The organism is Marinomonas sp. BSi20584 (genome assembly GCF_002792415.1).
Classification (GTDB): domain Bacteria; phylum Pseudomonadota; class Gammaproteobacteria; order Pseudomonadales; family Marinomonadaceae; genus Marinomonas; species Marinomonas polaris.
Genome location: NZ_KZ454868.1, coordinates 77,775 through 97,912, shown reverse-complemented (window position 1 = coordinate 97,912; position 20,138 = coordinate 77,775). Strand labels below are relative to the sequence as shown.

Below are 20,138 nucleotides of genomic sequence, written 5' to 3'. Positions count from 1 at the left end.
TGAGGCAGAATAAACCGATTAAAAAATACCAAGATAACGATGAAGAGGAGCTTCGTCAGCGGTAATGATGAAAGCTGGTTCGGTGGTAGAGGCATTGCTTATGGTTATTTCTGTGTAACCAGGAGCGCTAAGGGTGTCTTTTTCTGTCCAATGGATAGAGTCATTGGTATCGACTTTTAGTGAGCCTTGGCCTTCTACAATATGAAAAACGCATGCTGTGGTGCGTTTGGGTATTGGTAAGGTTTCCCCAGGACGTAACATCATAGCTCCGAATCCAATACTCGGGAATAAACTGGAGCCTGTTTCAGGATTCACATAAGTAATACGTAACGGTCTATCACCATAGTGTTGTGCCATTTCCAGAAGACAAGCGCGGGTTTTTGTCCATGGATATCGCAACATAGGGGAGTCTACACTTGCTCGCTGGAAGTCAAATTCAGGTACTACGCCAGCGGCACTGTATTCAGCAAATGATTTGTCTCGTTCTAAGGTTGTAGTTTGAGGTTTTCCCTCGATTGCCCAAGAGCTTTCTAATTGATACATCAGGGGTAAATCTAAAATATCCAACCAAACAATAGCAGTGCCTCCATCATGCTGATGCTGATGCCATTTGCCTGATGGTGTCAGGATTAAATCCCCCCTTTCCATAATGCAAGGTTCGCCATTGACAATCGTCGTCGCTCCTTTGCCTTCAATGATGATGCGTACCGCATTCGGAGTGTGACGATGGTTAGGAGCGGTTTCACCAGGCAAAATCAATTGCAGGCCCATGTAAATACTCGGAGTAGCTTGCATGTTAGCGAGCCCGTGGCCTGGATTAGCCAATACCAACACTCGACGCTCAGCTTTTTCTATTGGCGTTAAATCACCAGCTTCAATCAACAAGGGACGAAGCTTATCAAAACGCCAATTTAGCGTTTGTGTTTTACGACTTGGGACTTTATGGGGCAAAACTGCTCGCATATTTGGCCACAATGGCACCAAATTCAATTCTGTTAATTTGTCGCGATAGGATTGAGGTAAATCCTCTAAAGTTCCTAATGATTGCATATGACTCTCCTCGTATTTGGATGTGTCGGTGTTTCGATAATGTTGTTTAATTCATGCTCTTTAATTCATGTAATCGGGTTGTTGATCCGGTGCAGCTTGTTGAAAAGCAGGCTGCTGCTGGCAATGCTCATATACAGCTAATACCTTAGGAAAAGTCGATAGATCACAACCGAAGCGCAAAGCATTAGCGACTTGTGGGACTAGACAGCAATCGGCTAGAGTTGGTTGTTCTCCAAAACAATAAGAACCGTGACCATGTCTCGTTAGTAGTGTTTCTACTGCAGTAAAGCCTTCATTAATCCAATGTTGGTACCAGTCATTTTTTTGTTCGTCACTAATGCCAAATTCTTTTTTCAAATACCCTAGAATGCGTAGGTTGTTGACTGGATGCATATCACAGGCAATGACATTGGCTAGCTCTAGTACTCGGCTTCGATCCATGTTGTCTGCGGGAATAAGTCTTGGAATAGGATGGGTTTTATCCAAATAGTCGATGATAGCCAGGGATTGGCTGAGCGTTTGCTCATCATCGGTAATGAGCACAGGTACACCTTTTGATGGATTTATACGCATGTAATCCATGCTGGATTGCTCACCAATGCGGATGTTTATTCCATGGTGCTGATAATCTAGTCCCTTTAGGGCTAAAGCGATACGAACTCGATAGGAGGTCGAACTGTTGAAAAAATTATATAAATACATAGCTGCTTCCTAAGATTGAGTCTGTTTAGATGACGCCTGAGACGTTGCCTTATTAACGAGAAGAGTTGCGCAAAGTAGAGTAGCTAATAGAGCCAGACCTGCCACCTTTGGAGCAATTGGCGTATCACCGCCTTGTAAATTTGGCAGTAAAAATAAGCCTCCCGCGATGACAAAACCAAATCGAAATACGAGGTTTAGTTTATTTTTGAAGTAACCCGCAAAGCCTACCGATACAGCCCAAACACCGATCAGTGCGCTCATCACTGTAATGACAATTTGTGATGTCTCTCCGATTAATAAGAGTGACGGCGTTGTGACAAACAAGAATGGGATAATGTATGCCGTCCAACCGAGTCTCATTGAGGTCAATGCTGTTTTCATTGGATTTGCCTTGGCAATGCTGGCAGCAAAGAAGGCGCCAATGGCTATCGGCGGTGTCACCATGGACATCATGCCCAGATAGAAGATGAACAGATGTGCTGCAATAGGTTCTACACCAACTTGAATTAATGAGGGCGCGACTAAAACAGCGAGCAATAAATACACGCCGACGGTTGGCATTCCCATACCGAGTACGATGCAAACCACAGCAGAAATGACCAGTAAGAGGAATAGATTGCCTTGTCCTAATTCGACCAAGAAATAGGTTAATCCGAAGCCTAAGCCGGTGATATTTAGTATGCCGATAATGAACCCTGCAGCGGCACCAATCATGATGATATCGACAATAGAATGCCCAGTTTCCTCTAGGCTGCCCAAGATGTCTTTAGCGCCCATGCGTTTGCCCTTATAACCTTTTAATACACCAACAATTAGTGCACCAAGAGCACCCCAAAGGGCGGCCGTTTCCGGACGTTGGTTAAAGCTAAAGAGGGCTAAAATTACGGCAGCGAAAGGAATGATAAAAATCCAACCTTGTTGTAGAACCTTTCTTTTAGAGGGAATAAGTGCAGGATCAATCGGTTTGATTTGTTCTTTTGCCGCTTCTAAATCTACTTGGATATACAGTGCTGCATAGTAAAGAATGGCAGGTACCAAAGCGGCAATGACCACCTCGCTATAACCAATTTGCAGGAATTCTGCCATCAAGAAAGCCACAGCACCCATTACAGGAGGCATAATTTGCCCACCCGTTGATGCAACAGTTTCAATGGCGGCTGCCGTGTGAGGTTTGAATCCACCTTTTTTCATCATACGAATAGTGACGACACCTGTAGCCACAATATTCGATACAACGACGCCGGAAATGGAGCCAAATAACGCTGAAGCGATAGTGGCGATTTTGCCTGAACCACCTTTGCTTCGACCCATTAGAGCTAAAGCAATATCATTGAAAAAGTCAGCTCCACCAGAACGAAGTAACAGCTGCCCGAATAAAATAAAGCCAATAACAATGGTGGCCGCTACGTTAAGGGTTAACCCTAACATACCGTTAGTATCGACACCTAGATAAACGAAGAGTCTATCTAGGTCAATGTCACGTGTTTGTAGAGGGCCTGAAAGATGGCTTCCTAGTAGGGCGAATACCATAAATAGCATGACGACAATGACTAAGGTGAGCCCAACTACTCGTCTTAATCCTTCCAATACCAGAACAAATAGTATGGCGGAAACTGCTAAGGCATCTAAAGGAAGATCGAGTTGTCGCTCAACAAGATCAGGATATTGCACTGCTAAATATAGACTGGTGATCAAACCGAGTAGCGCAAGCAGACCATTTAGGCTGCGTTTTAATTGGCTACTTTGGGGTTTTAGAAAGACCAGCGCTAAGCTGATCCCCAAGATCACCGCTAGATATTGCTCAGTATAAATTGCAATTCCTAAGCGGCTGAAAAGATCAGCGGCAAAAGCAATGGCGGCGAGGGCGATTAACACCCCTAAGCCATTTCTTAATACTGATATCATCGCAGGCTCGTGAATAACAACTTCTTGAGTTGATGATTCCGTGTTCATTTAAAGCACCTTTTACTGAAGTAAATAAGAGTACTGATGGTTAAAAAGAGAGGTATTACTCCTGCCAAAGGCCTTTTTCTTTGAAGTAACGAATCGCACCTGGGTGGTATTGAATTCCGGGATAGTTTTTGTTTGGTGTATTAATAGCTAATGTTTTAAAGCCTGGGTAAAGCTGTACCAAGGCGTCTTTGTTTTCCAAAATGGCTTTTACCATTTGGTAGACTTGCTCATCAGAGACTTTGTCATTGACGACTAAGACGTTATCCCATGTCAGCATGTTTATGGTTTTGTCGATGCCAACTAGATGCGGTGCAGGTTTAATTTCTGAAAAATAAAAAGCAGGGCGTATTTTTAGTACTGCGTCGAGCGCCGCTTGATCCGCGTTGACAGGAAGAAAGGTGACGCCACCAACAGACGCATCAACTTCCGCCACTTTGGGTCCACCTACAGCAAAATAAGTTGCATCTAAACGATTGGCGGAAAGATTGTCAGCAGCACGAATTAAGTCAGGAACAGGAACTTGTTGAACATCGTCCCAAGTTAAGCCGCCAGTTGCCAACATGGCCTCCATGTGAGGACGACCAATTGGAAAAGCATTCCAACCTGATGCAACGCGTTTACCTTTTAAATCTGCAATCGTATTTATGCCCGCGTCTTTACGGACAAAAATGCCAATAGGTTGAGGGCTGATTCGTAGGGCAATTCTTAAGTGGTCGCGTTTTTTACCCTTGTAATCTGCTTCGCCTTGGGCAGCCACTATGGCATCGTTTACATCATTAATGGCAAACTCGGCCAAGCCTTGATTTACCGCATCCATCATGGCGCGGTTGCCGCTATAGGGCTGAACCACTAAATTAATGTTTTCTTTGGATCTGCCTACATTGGCTATGCCATTACTCATCGTGTTCCAAACAGAACCTTGTGGCGGTGACGCAATAGACAAAATTTGTGCAGAGGTATTGGCTGATAGCAGCGTGATTGAGCAAGTCGTAAGAACTGCTAATAGTGATTTTTTCATTGTTTCTCTCCAGATTATTTATATTTATTGTTTGCTGGTTTGCCAGTGATATCACAGCAGATGTTATAAGCATCAGACAGTAAATATCGTTAACTAAATCTTAGGAAAACCTGCCCGTTTTCCGTTCTAGTTACATAGGTTTTAATGTCTTCTGTTAGCGGTTCGCTCATGGCTTTACCGCTTTTTATACAGAACCGTCCTTGATGAAGAGGGCATTCAATTTCCCCATCTTCCAAGAAACCATCGCTTAACAAGGCATGCCCATGTGTGCAGATATTGTCTGTAGCGAAGATTTCATCTTCTACTTTATAAAGTGCTATCTGGTGGCCATTTACAGTGATACCAATAACGTCATCTTCGGGAATATCGTTAATACTGATCGTATTTATCCAATTTTCGCTCATAGGGACCTCGACTTATCCTTATGTTTTTAAGTGAGTTAGATGGGGTAAATTAACGAGTTGAGGATCATCTCGTTATCAAAAATACAGAGGCGGGATTCAATCTGAATACCATCATCTGTTATCCGCAAGCGATCGAGATAACGACCTACGTTGTAGACTTCTGCAATACCATCATTTTTGGTTCGGAAAACGGTGTAATTTGCTTGTGATTCAATAACACCTTTATCAGATTCACTGAGAATTAATGGTGATGACACCATATGCAATTGATGGTAAGGGTCGTGAAATATTGTTTCCGTGATGCCATAAATACGGTCTTTCAGCATGCCTTTACTGGTTAGCGAAAGCGCTGCCATTGGCAAGTTTCTGTCATAGTTTTCACGAGCTTGAATCTTGTAGACACAATCCTCTGCGAACATATCGAGCCATGCAGTCCAATTAGCTTGATCCACTACGGCGGCGTAGGTTTGATAGAACTGAGTCAGCTTTAGATAGTTTTTAGTTGTTATTAGCGTTGTTTTCATGGCTATACTCCCATCACTTTGCGCCAGTAGGCATACATGCCTCGGATTAAGGTTTCAGAGACCATGTGATCGGTTTCTTCTATGTCTTTACCGCCAAGTTCTGCAAGTGACCTATGGAAGGGTTTTTGTTCAAAGCCCTGCTGGGAAAATTCAATAACCTCACCGTCATCGGCCGAAACAAAACCTGCTGGGCCAAATAAATTAGCTTGACGTAAACGGCGTTCAGTCATTTCTGGAGTGTCGTCTTCATAACCGAAATGCGTCCAGACAAAATCGAACGAGCCATGCCCATTGGGTTGAATGTGGCGCGTACTGACACTGTTAACTTGTTGTTGCAGAATGACACTAGGGAATAGGGTCATCATTACTGCTGTAGGACCGTCCCACCATGGCTCCACTTCAACATCCAGGAAGCTCGGATCATTGAGTTGCATGGATTCTTTAAAACTAGAGACATTGGTGGTTTGGGTGTCTTTACCACCTGAACCGCGAGTTGAAATCATTGCCGCATGACGAAAATGTTCATCCATTTTGAGTTCTGAGCGATTATCTGCACGCCATAAGCCAAAAGTGACAAACCAAGTATGCAATAAGCCAGGATGATAAGGATCTTTGATATTTTCTTGCATGAGTTTCCAGTTACCTGGAATGCGTTGTTTGTTGTAACCCAATAAAGTGAGTTTTCGACCATTAAACATGCGGTCAAAATAAGACAACATAGTAGGACCAAGGAAGGCTTCGAAAGATTCCACATCATGATCAAAACTGGCGAATACCACACCACCACGTTCTGCTACTAATAATTTGGTTAGCCCATGATCGGAGGTTTTAAAGTCTTTTGACATGCCGCCTTTTACTTTGCCGTCTTGCTTGACGCCACGACGAAAAGGAACGCCTTGAAGATTGCCTTCTAGGTCGTAATTCCACTGATGATAGGGGCAGGTGAAGCTTTTAGTGTTGCCATGCTTTTCACGGCAAAAACGCATGCCGCGGTGGGCGCAGACGTTTTCTACCACATAAATGCTGTTATCTTCATGGCGTACCATAATGACTGAGCGTTCACCAATCACGGTACGTTTGAAATCGCCTGGTTGTGGGATTTCTGCTTCTAATCCTACATAGCACCAATGATTCTTGTAGAAGAGCTTTTCAAGTTCTTGCTTGTGTATGTCTTCGTTTGTGTAAGCCCAAAATGGAATTCGACTCGTGTCTTCATGGTCCCAAATTGGCGTCATTGGAATGCGATTTTCCTGACTCATTTTGTTCACCCTTTTTTGTCTTTATTGTGGGTTGGATTTTGTCCTTTAAAGAAATGACTGGTTTTCTGTAAAGGCATTATTTGGATTCAAAAATTAGAAATACTGGCTTATACCCCACTCGGGTAAAATGCATCGGCGTATATCCGCTCGATGTCTGCACCGCGCTTAGTGCACGCCAAGGACGCAGCTTCTACCATGGCGGGAGCACCAGCTAAGTAGATTCGCCAGTTTTTAAGTTCGGGAAAATGAGCCGCGATGGCATCAGTCACCAAACCACGGAAAGAGGTGCTATTGGGTTTGGTATGATCTAAAGCGATTAGGTATTGGAAATTTGAGTATTCAGTAGCCAAGCAATTCAAATAGTCCAAGCCGTATAAATCTTCTTCGGTGCGGGCTCCAAATACCAAATGAATGTCGTTTTTCATACCAGATTCTAATGCACCACGAACAATTGAAAGAATGGGAGCAAGCCCTGTTCCAGTTGCGACACACAGCATAGGGTCGTTATTTTTACGTCTTAGGTAAGAGGCGCCAAGAGGACCATTGAGTTTGATTGATGCACCAATTTCTATGTGTTCATCTAGTTTTGATGTGACTCGGCCATTGGGAACAAGACGTATATGGAATTCTAGTAAATCGTCTTCTGTTACCCCTGCCATTGAGTAAGAGCGGGTTCCGTCTTCACGCCAGAAAGTGAGGCTAGCAAATTGTCCTGGAGAATAGTCGAAGCCTTTGTTGATTTTGAGCTTAAGGCTACGAACGTCATTGGATAACACATCGTAAGCAACAATTTGGGCTTTTACTGTTTTGGTTGGGTGCGTAATGATTTCATCTGGCTCAGGTATCTCAATGATTGAATCGGTTTCAATACGGCTTTGGCAGGCTAAAACAAATTGACCATGTTGGGCCAAACGGCCTTCTGCAGCGGATGGTCCGCTTACAGTACCTTCAATTACTTTACAGCGGCAGGTACCACAACGGCCAGATAAGCAACTATAGGAAATAGGAATCTGATTTTCCAAAAACGCTTCTAGCAAGGTGCTGCCTTGAGTAGCTGTTATCGTTTTATTGGTAGGCTTAATTAAAATTTCCATCTTCGCTCTTACTTATTATTGTTTGATTTATGTGCGATGCTTTTTCATAAACGGACTATAGAAGTTGTAGAGATATTCAGATATAAAATAATCCTAATAATGTATATTCACGACAGTGAGATCTCTAACATGATTCGCCTGCAAGATATTGATTTAAACCTGTTGGTTGTTTTTCAACTAATGTATCGAGAACGTAAGACTGGGCTAGTGGCAGAACAGCTTGGATTAACTCAGCCTGCAGTAAGTAATGCCCTAGCCAGATTAAGGTTGGCGTTAAATGATGAGCTGTTTGAACGAACGGCACGTGGTATGAGGCCCACTCCATTTGCCGACAGTATTGCGGAGTCTGTTGGCTATGCGTTAAGCACATTACAAGACGGCTTAAATTATCAGGAACGTTTTGATCCGCTTTCGAGTGATCGATCCTTTTGCATTAATATGACGGATTTAGGTGAGATTTATATGTTGCCAAGATTGATGGCGTATCTTGCTGAACATGCACCTAATATTTCGGTCAGTACTGTAAGAGATCAAGGGCAATCACTTAAAGAGGAATTAGAAACAGGAAGTGTGGATCTTGCGATTGGGCTTTTGCCTCAGCTAGAAGCGGGTTTTTATCAACGAAGACTATTTGATCAAGATTATGTTTGTTTGATGCGTAAAGGGCATCCCTATGCAGAAGAGACTCTTACTTTAGAAAGCTTTTCAGAATCGGAACATATTATTATAGAAGCTCAAGATACAGGGCATGGGCGAGTAGAAAAGTTATTGGCTAAAAGTGGTATTTTGCGAGTCAGTAAATTGAAGTTACCGCACTTTATTTCTGCTCCGTACATTGTTGCGAAAACAGATCTAATTGCTACAGTGACCGAGAAACTTGCCTTACAAACAGCCGAAAATCTTGGGTTGATCGTTAAGCCGCACCCAGTTGATATTCCTCCAGCACAGATCAATATGTTTTGGCATCGTCGCTATCACCAAGATACAGGCAACATTTGGTTTCGTAATCTGATTTTTGAATTGTTTTCAGAATAATTTTATAAAAAAGCAAAAAACAAAAAGCGAATCAAACGATTCGCTTTTTGTTTTTCTAGAGGGACTAGAAAAAGATTTGGGCTATTTGAACATGTTCGAATTACTTGGCTTTTAGATTTTTCTGCATAGTGGATGAGTACCAGTCTAAAAAGTTGATAACACCAAATTCATAGGTTTCTGAGTAAGGACCAGGTTGGTAACCAATCGAGTTGATCCCTAACTGGTTGCGCTCGCCGAGAATTTTGTCTTGTTCGTTGGTGGCGTCCCACACTTTGCGTAGGGTATCTGTCTCGTAGTCTATGCCTTCTACGGCGTCTTTATGGACGAACCATTTGGTGGTGACGATGCTTTCTTGGGCCGAAACAGGTAATACGCGGAACACAATAAAGTGGTCTGACTGCATGTGGTTCCACGAGTTTGGTAAATGCAAAATACGCATGGAACCAAGTTCGCGGTTTTGAATTCTTCCAAGTGGTAACGAGCAAGCGGAAGAGCCGTCTATGGTCATTACTTTCGTGCCTTTTTTGAGCGGCATCCGCACGATGCGGTTACGTTGCACTTCACCAAAGCTTTTTAGCTTGTGAGGAATGCCTTCTTTATCCCATTGTGCAGCTTGAGCATTGTAATGATCGTGAAAGTCTTGTGGTGCGCGAGGATCTTCTGTGTCGTCCCATTCTAGTAGTGTTTGTAGTAACTCTGGGTGACTTCCAGCGCAGTGATAACACTCGCGGTTGTTTTCGAGTACCAATTTCCAGTTAGCGCGTTCATACATGGTGGATTCGACCGCTAATTTGGTGCTTTCCACGTCGTAGGGCTCCATGTATTCGTCTAGCGTTGCTAAGAATTCGTCAAATTCGTCGGTTGGTTCAGTCTTACCTAGACAAACAAAGATGAAGCCACCGCCTGTTTTGCAAAACGCTGATTTTAGGCCGTGTTGCTTCAAATCGAACTCTTTATTCATTTCTGTGCCAGCAAACAGTAAGTTGCCTTTGAGGTCGTAAGTCCATTGGTGATAAGGACAAACGAGGTTGGCAACCTTGCCTCTGTGTTCGGTGCAAAGTATTGAGCCGCGGTGTCTACAAGTGTTGTGGAAGGCGTTCACGTTGCCTTCGCCGTCACGCAGAATCAACACTGGGTTTTGTCCAATTTCGACGGTTATATAGTCGCCTTTTTTTGGGATCTCACTAGTCATGCCCACAAATAGCCATTCTTTTTGAAAGACTTCTTCCATGTCGATTCTGAACATGTGTGGGTCGTTATAAAGCTGTGCGTCGAGTGAATAGTTGCTAGGACGTTTTTCTAGCAAGTCTGTCATGGCTGTTTTGGCTTCATCTAAGGAAGCATGGCGAACATTCAGTAGGTCGTGTTGATTCATCTTTCTGGGCCTTAATGACAAAAAGATTGATGGAATGCGTCTTTTGACTACGAGGCTATAGTCGCTTAATCAATAGGGAAAGAAATGACCATTAACGACAAGAGTTGATACATAAATCGACTCTCAATCGCTTGAGGTACCTAGTCTTGATCTAGCCTTGGCTGCCCTGAGCAACTAATTGTCGCGCAGAGTTAACTTACATTGATCAACAGGACCCAGAATGGCTCAAAACGGTGCCGCTCTTTGTAAGTCAAAGAGTAGATGCTCAACTTCAGGCACTTTACTTTAGGTGTGTGAATTTAATTAAGAGATTTCAATATGACTAACTCTTCTACTATGGTGAACGCTGATTATTTAGCACCTGTAAATACTCAGACTTGGGTAAATGGACGTCACAATGTTCGTTGTGTGAAGGTGATTCATGAAACATGGGATGTGCGCACGTTTTGCTTTATGGCGCAGCAACCGGTTATGTTCTTTTTTAAACCGGGACAATTTGTCACTTTAGAGTTGGAGATCGAAGGCAAGCAGGTGATGCGCTCTTACACGATTTCGAGCTCGCCTTCTGTGCCTTATAGCTTTTCTATTACGGTAAAGCGTGTGCCTGGTGGGGAGGTGTCGAATTGGCTACATGAGAATATGTCGGTCGGTTCTGAACTGGCAGTACATGGTCCTGTAGGTCAGTTTAATTGCATCGATTTTCCTGCTGAGAAAGTCTTGTTACTGTCTGGTGGTGTTGGGATTACGCCAGTTATGTCCATGGCGCGCTGGTGGTTTGATACTAATGCGGATGTGGATATTACCTTTATTCACAGCGCGCGTTCGCCAAGGGATGTGATCTATTCTCGTGAGTTAGATCATATGGCGGCGCGATTAGACAATTTTGGTTTGTATTTGATTGTTGAACGCATGGAGAACGGTCTGCCTTGGCAAGGATATCGAGGCTATTTGGATGCTTATAAACTCGATATGATTTCCCCCGATTTTATGGAGCGAGAGATTTACTGTTGTGGCCCTGCGCCTTATATGAAAGCGATTCGTGCGCTGCTTCTCGATCGTGGCTTTGATATGTCGCACTATCATGAAGAATCTTTTGGTGCGACACCTGTCAATGTCGTGGAAGATGCCATTGAGCAAGCAGAAGTGGCTCAGGCGGAAGCCGATGCAGTTAATCAAGAGGACTTATTGCGCGTTGAGTTTATGGGCAGTGGTAAGAGTATTCAGGTCCTTGCGGGGGAAACCTTGCATAATGCTGCGGCAAAACTAGATCTCATGATCCCGAAAGCCTGTGGTATGGGGATTTGCGGAACTTGTAAAGTTTTGGTGAAAGAGGGCGAAACCCAGATGGATCATAATGGCGGGATTACCGACGATGATATTGAAGCAGGCTATGTTTTGTCTTGTTGTACGGTGCCTAAATCAAACGTGGTTGTGGAATATTAGAGATAGGTGAATTTTTATTAAATAAGCGTTCAATAAAAGCGCGATCTTGTTCTATATTAGTGCATGGTGTTATGTTCTACGTGTTGGTCTTTATTGAGGGTTAGGATGATTTACTCTCTAGAGTCGATAGGCATTGTGTGAATATACAATGTGATACCTTGGATTTTGTATCTCCTTAAAAATAATAAAGTGTTTTTACGGTTATTAGGAATGTCATCTAGAAATATGGTCTAGATTTTGCCTAGTAGTTAAGAAGCACAAATATGAGGACACTAATATGGTAATGGCAAATAACGCTACGCTCGCTTTTGATGCAAGAAGCACAACGAAGGTAGGTTTTCTATTGCTTGATCATTTTACGATGATTGCGCTTGCCTCTTCTATTGAACCGCTGCGTATGGCGAATCAGTTATCGGCAGAAGAACTCTATAGTTGGAGTTTGATTTCTGAAAATGGCCAGCCGGTTACCGCCAGTGACGGCTTGAGTTTGACACCTGATATGTCGATTGAAGACAGTACGGAGTTTGACCTCATTATTGTTGCTGGTGGTATCGATATTACTCGTACTTTTACCGCGAAGCAGGTTTCTTGGCTAATGAAACAATCGCGTAAAGGTGTCCAGCTTGGTGGTATTTGTACTGGCGCTTACGTGCTTGCTTATGCTGGCTTGTTAAATGGCTATCAGTGTAGCGTGCATTGGGAGTGTTTAACTGCTCTACAAGAAACCTTCCCCAAAGTTAACTGTAATAACAAGCTGTTCTCCATCGATAAAGATCGTCTGACGTCATCTGGTGGCAGTGCACCAATGGACATGTTTTTAAACATGATGACCAAGCAGCATGGTCCTAAATTATCTAATGCGATCTCCGATATGTTTATTTGTGATCGTATTCGTAATGAATCCGATCAGCAGCGTATGCCAATGCGTCAGTTTAATAGTGCAGGTGTTTGCACGCCGAAGCTGGTGGATGTGATCGAGTTAATGGAAAACAACTTGGAAGAACCCATTGAGCTAGATGAATTGGCGACTTTTGTTGACGTATCTCGTCGTCAAATTGAGCGCATGTTTCATCGCCATTTAGATTGTTCTCCGTCACGCTTTTATTTACGCCTGAGACTCGAACGAGCGCGTAAATTATTAAAACAATCGAATATGTCGATTGTAGAAATCTCCATGGCGTGTGGCTTTATCTCGACACCGCATTTTAGTCGCTGTTATCGAAAACACATTGGCGTATCGCCTCGTGATGAACGAAAAATTGCCTGGAAAGGTGAGGCGTCTGAGTCGCTTAAAATCGAAAAAGATGATGCGATTGTCTATATTCCTCATGCCCATGATGCGTTAAATCATTCGCATACTGAACCGAGTTATGGATCTGTTGCTGTTTAGGTTTACTGACTTAACATATTGAAAAGGAGCCTTAATCGGCTCCTTTGTTTATGTCTTGCTCTAAAACACGTTTAGTAAAGTAGAAATCAAAGTTATGGTTTGTTTTCGCAATACATAAGATCTTCTTTTCCTGTTGTGTTTCTTTCCTCACATAACCAATTTGAATACACAATATGATCATTATCAGATTGCACGATGAAAAACGGCTTGTTTTGTGCTGGTAACCAAGAGCTTAAATCTGTTGAGCGCTGTTTCGCTTTACCAGATGAATAGTATTGACCAGAGAACGGGCGCTTATGCAGATAAAATAAATCGCTTTGCGTGGCTTCTGGCTGTTGTTTCCAAACGGCAAGTATTTTGTTTTCAGAGCGGTTTGGTATTAAATCAAAATGCAATACGCTGATTAGAACGATAAGTAAAAATGGCGTTATGAATCCGACTTTGTAGAGCCAGTTTTGTAATGGTCTTTGCTTATGAAGATGCGCTAATAACAGCGCCATTGCTGGCAATGCAGGCATTACGTAGCTCGCTAAAATGTTGCCGGAAAAACTGAACAGAATCATCGGTGACAACATCCAGAATAATAAGAAAGTGCCGAAACCATCTGAGCTTTCTTCAACATCTTTGTCGTCTCTAATAGAGCGAATCCATTGCCATATAATAAGGGGACTCCAAGGTAGCATAGAAGCTAACGCGTAAACCCAAATAGTGCCGCGAGTTCTTTCGTGTGCGCTGCCATACAAATCCCCTTGCCAGCCGCTGACAATGAAACGTTTTATGTGTTCACCGACGATGAAGTAATCTAGAAAACCTGGCGTTTTATATTCAGCAATGGCGTACCAAGGCACAGTAATAACGAGAAAAAGTAATGTGCCATATCCCCAAGGTAGAATGTTCCATAGTCTTTTCCAGCGGCCATTAGGAGTCAACCAAATAGTTAAACTTATGCCAATCAATACAATCGCCAATGGGCCTTTTGATAACATGCCTAATGCTAAACCGATAAAGAATAAATAGCCCCAGATCTTGCCTTTATTACTCCAAGCTTGCCAAAAGCTAATCATGCTTAGGGCGATAGAAAAGGTGAGGGCCGTATCAGTCATTACCGCGCCACTTAATACGATAAACGAGACGGTAGAGGCTAATATGCTGGCAGAAAAAATGCCCATTACTGAAGATTGAAAGTGGTCTTTTGCCAACTTGTAAACTAACCAAATAACCGCTAATCCAACAATCAGGTGTGGTACTCGTGCGGCAAATTCATTGACGCCAAATAGGCTAAATCCAAGACTACTTAACCAAGTGAAAATTGGCGGTTTTCCCCAAAATGGCACATTGTAGTCAAACATCGGCGTGATCCAGTTGCCAGTTTCAAACATGATGCGTGCCATTTCGCCATAACGTGCTTCGGTGGTGTCCATTAACGGATAAAGAGATAAAGAAATAAAACGCAATGCCAAACAGCTAATTAATAGTATCAGCAGTAATTTGGCCGAGGGTAATGAGTAGGTCGGTTGTTGCATTATTCAGAGTCCGAGTATTTGAACGTGGGTTTTGTCATAGCGTCTTCCATGAGTACATACAACGGTCGTTGTTTGGACTCAATAAACAACCGTCCAACGTACTCGCCTAGTACACCAATGGATAAAAGCTGAATACCACCTAAAAATAAAACGACGAGTATTGTCGATGGATAACCTGCAACTGGATCACCCCAGACGATGGTTTTGGTGAAAATAATCAGAGCCATAATAAAGGCGATAGCTGATGTGGTTAATCCTGCCATAGTCGCCCAGCGTAATGGTTTTGTGCTGAATGAGGTAATGCCTTCCAATGCCAAATGAATCAGCTTTGGGTAATTCCACTTGGTGTCACCGGCCAAACGAGGGTCGCGGTCAAAGGTGAGGACTTTACGAGTAAAACCAGGCCAAGCAAGTAAACCTTTCATAAAGCGGGTCCTTTCTGGCAAAGTGTTAATAACGTTTACGACTTTTTGATCCATCAAACGAAAATCACCGACGTTTTCGGTAATTGGGTGATCGCTTATTTTGGACATAAAACGATAGAAGCAATGTGCGGTGGTGCGTTTTACCCAGCTCTCTCCATGGCGCTCGCGGCGTTGCATTTCGACGACTTGTGCGCCATCTTGCCACGCTTGTACCATATCGGGAATGTATTCTGGTGGATCTTGCAAATCCGCATCAAGTAGAATGACACAGCGGCCTGAGGCTGCTTTCATGCCTGCGCTCATTGCAGCTTCTTTACCGAAATTTCTGCTTAATCTTAAGCTGCGTATTTGATGTAAGGGGTGTTTGAACTGACTCACCATTTTCCAGCTGTTGTCATTACTGCCATCATCGATGTAGATGATTTCACAATACTGTTGGAGTTTAGAAAGCGCTTCACAGACACGTCGATGGCAAACTGCCAATACATCCGCTTCATTTAGGAATGGAATGATTACTGATACGAGAGGCTGCGCCTTTACTGTAGGCTCCTTTGCCGCGGATTCAAAGTTCGCGTATTGTCTATATGGAATGGCGCTCATTGGCGTTCTCCTGAAACGGAAAAAAGTTCATGAGTACATCCTAATAACAGTGGTGTCGCAAAAAGGTGATTCACTTTTTTTTCACGCTTTTATGTGACAATTCGGCTTTATTAGCCCACTCTTTTTTTACAGCATTTTTTGATAATTGAGACGAATATGAAATTACTGTTAGTGGAAGACCATAAAGATATTGCCGGTGTGATTTTTGATTACTTTGAAATCAAAAACTATGTGCTAGATTACGCGAATAATGGTTTGCAAGGTTATGAATTAGCAAAAGCCGAACATTATGATGCCATTATTTTAGATGTAATGTTGCCTAAAATGGACGGACTAACGGTATGTAAATCATTGCGAGAAGCCGGTATTGATACGCCTATATTAATGCTGACAGCGCGCGATACCAAAGACGATATATTGACTGGTTTTGCCCATTTTGCTGACGATTATTTAGTGAAGCCTTTTGATTTGGAAATTCTTGATTCTCGATTGCAAGCTCTGGTAAGAAGACGAAAAGGCAGTGTCGCCAACCGTACGTTAACTTTTGGTAATTTGTCTTTGGATATGAATACACGAGTGTTGCAGCGTGAAGGTGGCCGATATTCTTTAAATCCTTCTCAATACACGATTTTAAAATGTCTTATTCAAAAAGCCCCTGATGTGGTGTCAAAAGATGAAATCTGCGATGCCTTATGGGGTGATGAAGAACCAGATAGCAAAGTGCTGCGTAGTCATATTTATCAATTACGCAGTTTGATTGATCGACCTTTTGAGCATGCTTATTTAAGAACCGTATCTAAGGTGGGTTATCGTCTTGTTGCTGAAGGTGGTGAATGAAACAAATTAAAACTGCGAAACAGCTAACCTTCACTTATTTCTCAATCGTAGCGTTCGCGATTATAGCGTTTCACTTTTCTATGTTTACCTCAATGATCGAAAACATAGAAATGATTTATGCAGAAAATCGCATGTTAAAAGATAAAAATACGGCTGTTTCTTTATTAAATGGCACTGATTTAACACATGTGTCTGTGCCGCCTTTTTCCGAAGTGTACGTGGGTAAAGAAAATTTACCATCTGGTGTGGTTCTTGCTGCCAACGCCAAAGACGATAAGCCTTATGAATTAGACAAAGAATCAGATACGACATTAGAAATGTTTTCTATGCATTCTAGAGTGATGCTAAATGGCGAGTTGAAAGATATTTATGTGATTCATTACGATGAGATTTATGAAATCTCTGAAGCCCAGATGTTTGAAACACAGAGTACTCAACTTGTGTTGTCTCTGTTGTTGTTGATCGTCAGTTTGTGGGTGGTCATGCGAATCTCTGATCGCTTAACCAAACCGCTTGCCCAACTTTCTAAAAGTCTTGGCGAAAGAACGCCTGCCAATTTGTCTGCTATTGAGTTGCCAGAAGGGGCGGCGACAAGAGAAATTCGCCATTTAGTTGATAGGTTAAATAGCTACCAAAATCAAATTCGAGAGTTGATTCAGCGAGAGAGAGCATTCAACCGTTATGCTAGTCATGAGCTACGTACACCTCTAATGGTCATGAAGGGCGCGACAACGCTGCTTGGTAAATCTGATTCGAAGGAATTTTTAGAACGTCAACGAGTTCGCATGGTTCAAGCCTGTCAAGAGATGGAAGATTACATCACGACTCTGTTGTCTCTAACTCGAGATGAAGATTTGGCTGCTATTGCTTCGCGTGTTGTGCAGACAAGTGAATATGAAGACATTCGACAGACGCATTTGGGGTATCTCACAGGTAAATCTGTTGCGGTTGATATTGTTGAAAATGGTCAAATTATTACTAAATTACCTATTCCTACTTTTCATATTTTAGTGGGGAATTTACTGAAAAATGCCATGGCCTGTACTGAAGAGGGCTATGTGAATCTAGTGATATCAGATAATGAATTATCTATTGTCGATACAGGTTGTGGTTTGAGCGGCAAACCGGGCGGCGAAAGTTATGGTTTGGGGTTGATGATAGTGCGCGATATTTGCGCCAAGTATAATTGTTCGTTCTCTTTGGCGGATAACTGTTCAGCTGATAATGGTGCGCTAGGGTGCACTGCTACAGTCGTTTTTCCAAGTGATACACAATGTTCTCAATGATCTACGTATTTAAAAAATAGATAGATTGGAACCAATATAAGCATAAAACAATCAAGTTTATAGATGTTATGATGTGTGCATCAGTTACACTATTTCTTGATGGAGAAACATAATGAGCTCGTCAATTTTAAAACGAATTCCTCTGCAAATGTTCTGGCCTACATTTGATCCTTTTTTATTTTGTGCTTTCCATAATGATACTTACCCAAAAGCAAACGCATCTATGGGGCCTGATGCACCGCTAAATAATCGTCCATTGGGGCAAGACTTTGGCGGTATTGATGGTTGGCGTATGTATCACGGTAAAAGTATTCCTGGGTTTCCTGCTCATCCGCATCGCGGGTTTGAAACGGTAACCATTGTGAACAAAGGCTTTGTTGATCATGCCGATTCTATTGGTGCGGCTGGCCGTTATGGGGAGGGTGATACTCAGTGGATGACGGCAGGTGAAGGCGTTCAGCATTCCGAAATGTTCCCTTTGTTGAATGAAGAAGATGTTAATCCATTAGAACTTTTTCAAATTTGGTTAAATTTGCCAAGCAAGAATAAAATGGTGCCACCGCATTTCACCATGCTTTGGAATGAAGATACGCCAGTGGTAAAGGTTGCCGACAGTGAAGGTCTGGAAACTCAAGTTAAGGTGGTTGCTGGCACGTTTCAAAATGTTGATCCTTCACCTTGTCCGCCTAATTCATGGGCGGCGGATAGTAAAAACGATGTTGCTATTTGGTTGATTGATTTGCCAGAAAACGGTGAATGGAACTTGCCTGCAGCGGTAGCTAATTTGAGCCGTACTTTGTACTTTTTTGAAGGTGAGAAGGTCACGTTAGATGGTGCAAATGCGTCTATTAATGAAGCTTTTGTCTTGAAAAGTGATTCCGCTTTGGTATTGCGTAATCAGGGCAAAAAAGCCAGATTCTTGTTGTTGCAAGGCCGCCCAATCGGTGAGCATGTTGAACAACATGGTCCTTTTGTTATGAATACACGTGCAGAGCTACAGCAAGCGTTTCAAGATTATCAACGTACACAATTTGGTGGTTGGCCTTGGCCGCGCCATGATCAAGTGCATGATAAATCGAAAGGCCGATTTGCTGAATATAGCGCTGAACAAGCCAAGGCTTGATTGAATTGACAAGCACGGCTGATTAAAGCTTAGCGGGAGAAAACACCCAATAGCGTGAGAAAACATAATTGAGCATCATGCCAATTAATATGCCGGGTATCATGGCTAAATAAGGCCATAAAAGAGTCAGTGTAGAATTGGATGTTGCTGGTGGTTGAGACATTAATATTAGATAGCAACCCCAATTAGGCACAAAGGCAATAACAGAGCTGCCAAGAAATTGCATCCATTGCAGAGCGGCAGCCTTTTTGCTGTCGCTTGTTTTTTCTTGTTTGGGGACAGTAAAAGTAATAGTGCGATTCCACCACCAGTTCGAGCTGGCTGCGACCCAAAATGCGAAACCACGAGCAACAAGATGCGGCAACCAAATGGAAAGCAGCAGCATACTGGCAAGGTCGACTAGAAAGCCAGCACCACCGACGATAGCAAAGCGTACAAAAGTATGTTTGAAAATTAAGTTCATGGTGGCATTCTAAGCAGCTGAACATCAAAAAAATATGAAACTATTTCTCTTGAAGAAATTTTTAATCTTAACGAAATAAAAGGACCGAAAATGAAAATACTTGCATTTGGTGCTAGTTCAAGCAGCCAGTCTATTAACAAGGCTTTGGCCGGTTATACAGCAAACCTTGTAGAAGGCGCGGAAGTGACACTTCTTGATCTTAATGATTTCGAAATGCCGCTTTTCAGTGAAGACTTTGAGAAAGAATCAGGTGTTCCAGCTCAAGCACAAGCTTTTGTAGATGCTATTGCTCAAACAGATGTAATCGTTGCATCTTTTGCTGAGCACAATGGTTCTTATTCTGCTGCTTATAAAAATATCTTTGATTGGGCATCTCGTATTGAAAAAGCCGTTTATCAAGATAAGCCAATTGCTGTGCTTTCAACATCTCCAGGACCTGGTGGTGCAAGTAGTGTGCTTGCACAAACTGTTAACAGCATGCCGTTTTTCAAAGGCAATATTGTTGGTAGCCTGAGTGTGCCTAACTTCTATAATGTAATGAAAGACGGTGAAGTTGTTGACGCTGCCATTAAGCAAGCCTTGTCGGATATTGTTGCTAAGTTTTAAGCTTTTAGTTTTAAGTATAAGGAGGCCA

Annotated in this window: 19 protein-coding genes; 7 read left to right on the top strand and 12 right to left on the bottom strand. The window is 42.6% G+C overall.

Going from position 1 to position 20,138, the window contains the following annotated elements:
• Positions 1 to 18 precede the first annotated feature (18 nt).
• From TY87_RS00495 to TY87_RS00460, 8 genes are all read right to left on the bottom strand, one after another.
• Complete coding sequence (locus TY87_RS00495; RefSeq protein ID WP_100185595.1) at positions 19 to 1,050, bottom strand: cupin domain-containing protein; 1,032 nt, start codon at positions 1,048 to 1,050, stop codon at positions 19 to 21.
• Positions 1,051 to 1,110: 60 nt separating this feature from the next.
• Positions 1,111 to 1,752 carry a maleylacetoacetate isomerase gene (gene maiA, locus TY87_RS00490; protein ID WP_100185594.1) on the bottom strand — a complete coding sequence of 214 codons (642 nt, stop codon included), beginning with the start codon at positions 1,750 to 1,752 and terminating at the stop codon, positions 1,111 to 1,113.
• Positions 1,753 to 1,761: 9 nt separating this feature from the next.
• Positions 1,762 to 3,705, bottom strand: a complete 1,944-nt coding sequence (locus tag TY87_RS00485) for a TRAP transporter permease (protein WP_100185593.1) — start codon at positions 3,703 to 3,705, stop codon at positions 1,762 to 1,764.
• Positions 3,706 to 3,760: 55 nt separating this feature from the next.
• The gene (locus TY87_RS00480; protein WP_072840526.1) at positions 3,761 to 4,723 is read right to left on the bottom strand and encodes a TAXI family TRAP transporter solute-binding subunit; all 963 of its coding nucleotides are present in this window, start codon (positions 4,721 to 4,723) and stop codon (positions 3,761 to 3,763) included.
• An 89-nt stretch (positions 4,724 to 4,812) separates the two neighbouring features.
• Positions 4,813 to 5,127 carry a non-heme iron oxygenase ferredoxin subunit gene (locus tag TY87_RS00475; protein ID WP_072840527.1) on the bottom strand — a complete coding sequence of 105 codons (315 nt, stop codon included), beginning with the start codon at positions 5,125 to 5,127 and terminating at the stop codon, positions 4,813 to 4,815.
• A gap of 35 nt (positions 5,128 to 5,162) precedes the next feature.
• The gene (locus TY87_RS00470) at positions 5,163 to 5,651 is read right to left on the bottom strand and encodes an aromatic-ring-hydroxylating dioxygenase subunit beta (protein ID WP_100185592.1); all 489 of its coding nucleotides are present in this window, start codon (positions 5,649 to 5,651) and stop codon (positions 5,163 to 5,165) included.
• 2 nt (positions 5,652 to 5,653) lie between these two features.
• On the bottom strand, positions 5,654 to 6,910 hold the full coding sequence (locus TY87_RS00465) for an aromatic ring-hydroxylating dioxygenase subunit alpha (protein WP_072840529.1): 1,257 nt from the start codon (positions 6,908 to 6,910) through the stop codon (positions 5,654 to 5,656).
• A gap of 107 nt (positions 6,911 to 7,017) precedes the next feature.
• Positions 7,018 to 8,004, bottom strand: a complete 987-nt coding sequence (locus tag TY87_RS00460) for a 2Fe-2S iron-sulfur cluster-binding protein (RefSeq protein ID WP_072840530.1) — start codon at positions 8,002 to 8,004, stop codon at positions 7,018 to 7,020.
• Positions 8,005 to 8,133: 129 nt separating this feature from the next.
• On the opposite strand from TY87_RS00460, the gene TY87_RS00455 reads away from it, so the two are divergent.
• On the top strand, positions 8,134 to 9,039 hold the full coding sequence (locus TY87_RS00455) for a LysR family transcriptional regulator (protein ID WP_072840601.1): 906 nt from the start codon (positions 8,134 to 8,136) through the stop codon (positions 9,037 to 9,039).
• A gap of 100 nt (positions 9,040 to 9,139) precedes the next feature.
• Here the strand turns inward: TY87_RS00455 and TY87_RS00450 are convergent, their stop codons facing one another.
• Complete coding sequence (locus TY87_RS00450) at positions 9,140 to 10,414, bottom strand: aromatic ring-hydroxylating oxygenase subunit alpha (protein WP_100185591.1); 1,275 nt, start codon at positions 10,412 to 10,414, stop codon at positions 9,140 to 9,142.
• 318 nt (positions 10,415 to 10,732) lie between these two features.
• Between TY87_RS00450 and TY87_RS00445 the strand changes: the two genes are divergently transcribed.
• Entirely contained in the window at positions 10,733 to 11,857 is a 1,125-nt protein-coding gene (locus TY87_RS00445) for an FAD-binding oxidoreductase (protein ID WP_269777496.1), read from the top strand.
• Positions 11,858 to 12,134: 277 nt separating this feature from the next.
• Positions 12,135 to 13,247 carry a choline metabolism transcriptional regulator GbdR gene (locus TY87_RS00440; protein ID WP_072840532.1) on the top strand — a complete coding sequence of 371 codons (1,113 nt, stop codon included), beginning with the start codon at positions 12,135 to 12,137 and terminating at the stop codon, positions 13,245 to 13,247.
• A 92-nt stretch (positions 13,248 to 13,339) separates the two neighbouring features.
• Here the strand turns inward: TY87_RS00440 and TY87_RS00435 are convergent, their stop codons facing one another.
• Positions 13,340 to 14,770, bottom strand: a complete 1,431-nt coding sequence (locus TY87_RS00435) for an ArnT family glycosyltransferase (protein ID WP_100185590.1) — start codon at positions 14,768 to 14,770, stop codon at positions 13,340 to 13,342.
• Positions 14,770 to 15,795, bottom strand: coding sequence for a glycosyltransferase family 2 protein (locus TY87_RS00430; protein ID WP_100185589.1), 1,026 nt, complete (start codon positions 15,793 to 15,795; stop codon positions 14,770 to 14,772). Before TY87_RS00430 ends, TY87_RS00435 begins: the two co-directional genes overlap by 1 nt.
• Positions 15,796 to 15,951: 156 nt before the next feature.
• On the opposite strand from TY87_RS00430, the gene TY87_RS00425 reads away from it, so the two are divergent.
• The 3 genes from TY87_RS00425 to TY87_RS00415 all read left to right on the top strand — a co-directional run bounded on the left by TY87_RS00425 (position 15,952) and on the right by TY87_RS00415 (position 19,041).
• The gene (locus tag TY87_RS00425; RefSeq protein ID WP_100185588.1) at positions 15,952 to 16,632 is read left to right on the top strand and encodes a response regulator transcription factor; all 681 of its coding nucleotides are present in this window, start codon (positions 15,952 to 15,954) and stop codon (positions 16,630 to 16,632) included.
• Positions 16,629 to 17,918: a sensor histidine kinase gene (locus tag TY87_RS00420; protein WP_100185587.1), complete on the top strand. Its 1,290-nt coding sequence runs from the start codon at positions 16,629 to 16,631 to the stop codon at positions 17,916 to 17,918. The genes TY87_RS00425 and TY87_RS00420 overlap by 4 nt, the downstream gene beginning before the upstream one ends.
• Before the next feature lie 112 nt (positions 17,919 to 18,030).
• Positions 18,031 to 19,041, top strand: coding sequence for a pirin family protein (locus TY87_RS00415; protein WP_072840537.1), 1,011 nt, complete (start codon positions 18,031 to 18,033; stop codon positions 19,039 to 19,041).
• 22 nt (positions 19,042 to 19,063) lie between these two features.
• Here TY87_RS00415 and TY87_RS00410 read toward each other — a convergent pair whose 3' ends face one another.
• Entirely contained in the window at positions 19,064 to 19,504 is a 441-nt protein-coding gene (locus TY87_RS00410; protein WP_100185586.1) for a GtrA family protein, read from the bottom strand.
• A gap of 90 nt (positions 19,505 to 19,594) precedes the next feature.
• Here TY87_RS00410 and TY87_RS00405 point away from each other — a divergent pair, with 90 nt between their 5' ends.
• On the top strand, positions 19,595 to 20,110 hold the full coding sequence (locus tag TY87_RS00405; protein WP_100185585.1) for an NADPH-dependent FMN reductase: 516 nt from the start codon (positions 19,595 to 19,597) through the stop codon (positions 20,108 to 20,110).
• Positions 20,111 to 20,138: the final 28 nt, after the last annotated feature.

Excerpts from the sequence above, each read along its gene's own strand:
- TY87_RS00470 (WP_100185592.1), bottom strand. The coding sequence starts at position 5,651 with ATGAAAACAACGCTAATAACAACTAAAAACTATCTAAAGCTGACTCAG.
- TY87_RS00430 (WP_100185589.1), bottom strand. The coding sequence starts at position 15,795 with ATGAGCGCCATTCCATATAGACAATACGCGAACTTTGAATCCGCGGCA.
- maiA (WP_100185594.1), bottom strand. The coding sequence starts at position 1,752 with ATGTATTTATATAATTTTTTCAACAGTTCGACCTCCTATCGAGTTCGT.
- TY87_RS00410 (WP_100185586.1), bottom strand. The coding sequence starts at position 19,504 with ATGAACTTAATTTTCAAACATACTTTTGTACGCTTTGCTATCGTCGGT.
- TY87_RS00435 (WP_100185590.1), bottom strand. The coding sequence starts at position 14,770 with ATGCAACAACCGACCTACTCATTACCCTCGGCCAAATTACTGCTGATA.
- TY87_RS00415 (WP_072840537.1), top strand. The coding sequence starts at position 18,031 with ATGAGCTCGTCAATTTTAAAACGAATTCCTCTGCAAATGTTCTGGCCT.
- TY87_RS00405 (WP_100185585.1), top strand. The coding sequence starts at position 19,595 with ATGAAAATACTTGCATTTGGTGCTAGTTCAAGCAGCCAGTCTATTAAC.
- TY87_RS00465 (WP_072840529.1), bottom strand. The coding sequence starts at position 6,910 with ATGAGTCAGGAAAATCGCATTCCAATGACGCCAATTTGGGACCATGAA.
- TY87_RS00450 (WP_100185591.1), bottom strand. The coding sequence starts at position 10,414 with ATGAATCAACACGACCTACTGAATGTTCGCCATGCTTCCTTAGATGAA.
- TY87_RS00455 (WP_072840601.1), top strand. The coding sequence starts at position 8,134 with ATGATTCGCCTGCAAGATATTGATTTAAACCTGTTGGTTGTTTTTCAA.
- TY87_RS00445 (WP_269777496.1), top strand. The coding sequence starts at position 10,733 with ATGACTAACTCTTCTACTATGGTGAACGCTGATTATTTAGCACCTGTA.
- TY87_RS00475 (WP_072840527.1), bottom strand. The coding sequence starts at position 5,127 with ATGAGCGAAAATTGGATAAATACGATCAGTATTAACGATATTCCCGAA.
- TY87_RS00420 (WP_100185587.1), top strand. The coding sequence starts at position 16,629 with ATGAAACAAATTAAAACTGCGAAACAGCTAACCTTCACTTATTTCTCA.
- TY87_RS00495 (WP_100185595.1), bottom strand. The coding sequence starts at position 1,050 with ATGCAATCATTAGGAACTTTAGAGGATTTACCTCAATCCTATCGCGAC.
- TY87_RS00480 (WP_072840526.1), bottom strand. The coding sequence starts at position 4,723 with ATGAAAAAATCACTATTAGCAGTTCTTACGACTTGCTCAATCACGCTG.
- TY87_RS00425 (WP_100185588.1), top strand. The coding sequence starts at position 15,952 with ATGAAATTACTGTTAGTGGAAGACCATAAAGATATTGCCGGTGTGATT.
- TY87_RS00440 (WP_072840532.1), top strand. The coding sequence starts at position 12,135 with ATGGTAATGGCAAATAACGCTACGCTCGCTTTTGATGCAAGAAGCACA.
- TY87_RS00485 (WP_100185593.1), bottom strand. The coding sequence starts at position 3,705 with ATGAACACGGAATCATCAACTCAAGAAGTTGTTATTCACGAGCCTGCG.
- TY87_RS00460 (WP_072840530.1), bottom strand. The coding sequence starts at position 8,004 with ATGGAAATTTTAATTAAGCCTACCAATAAAACGATAACAGCTACTCAA.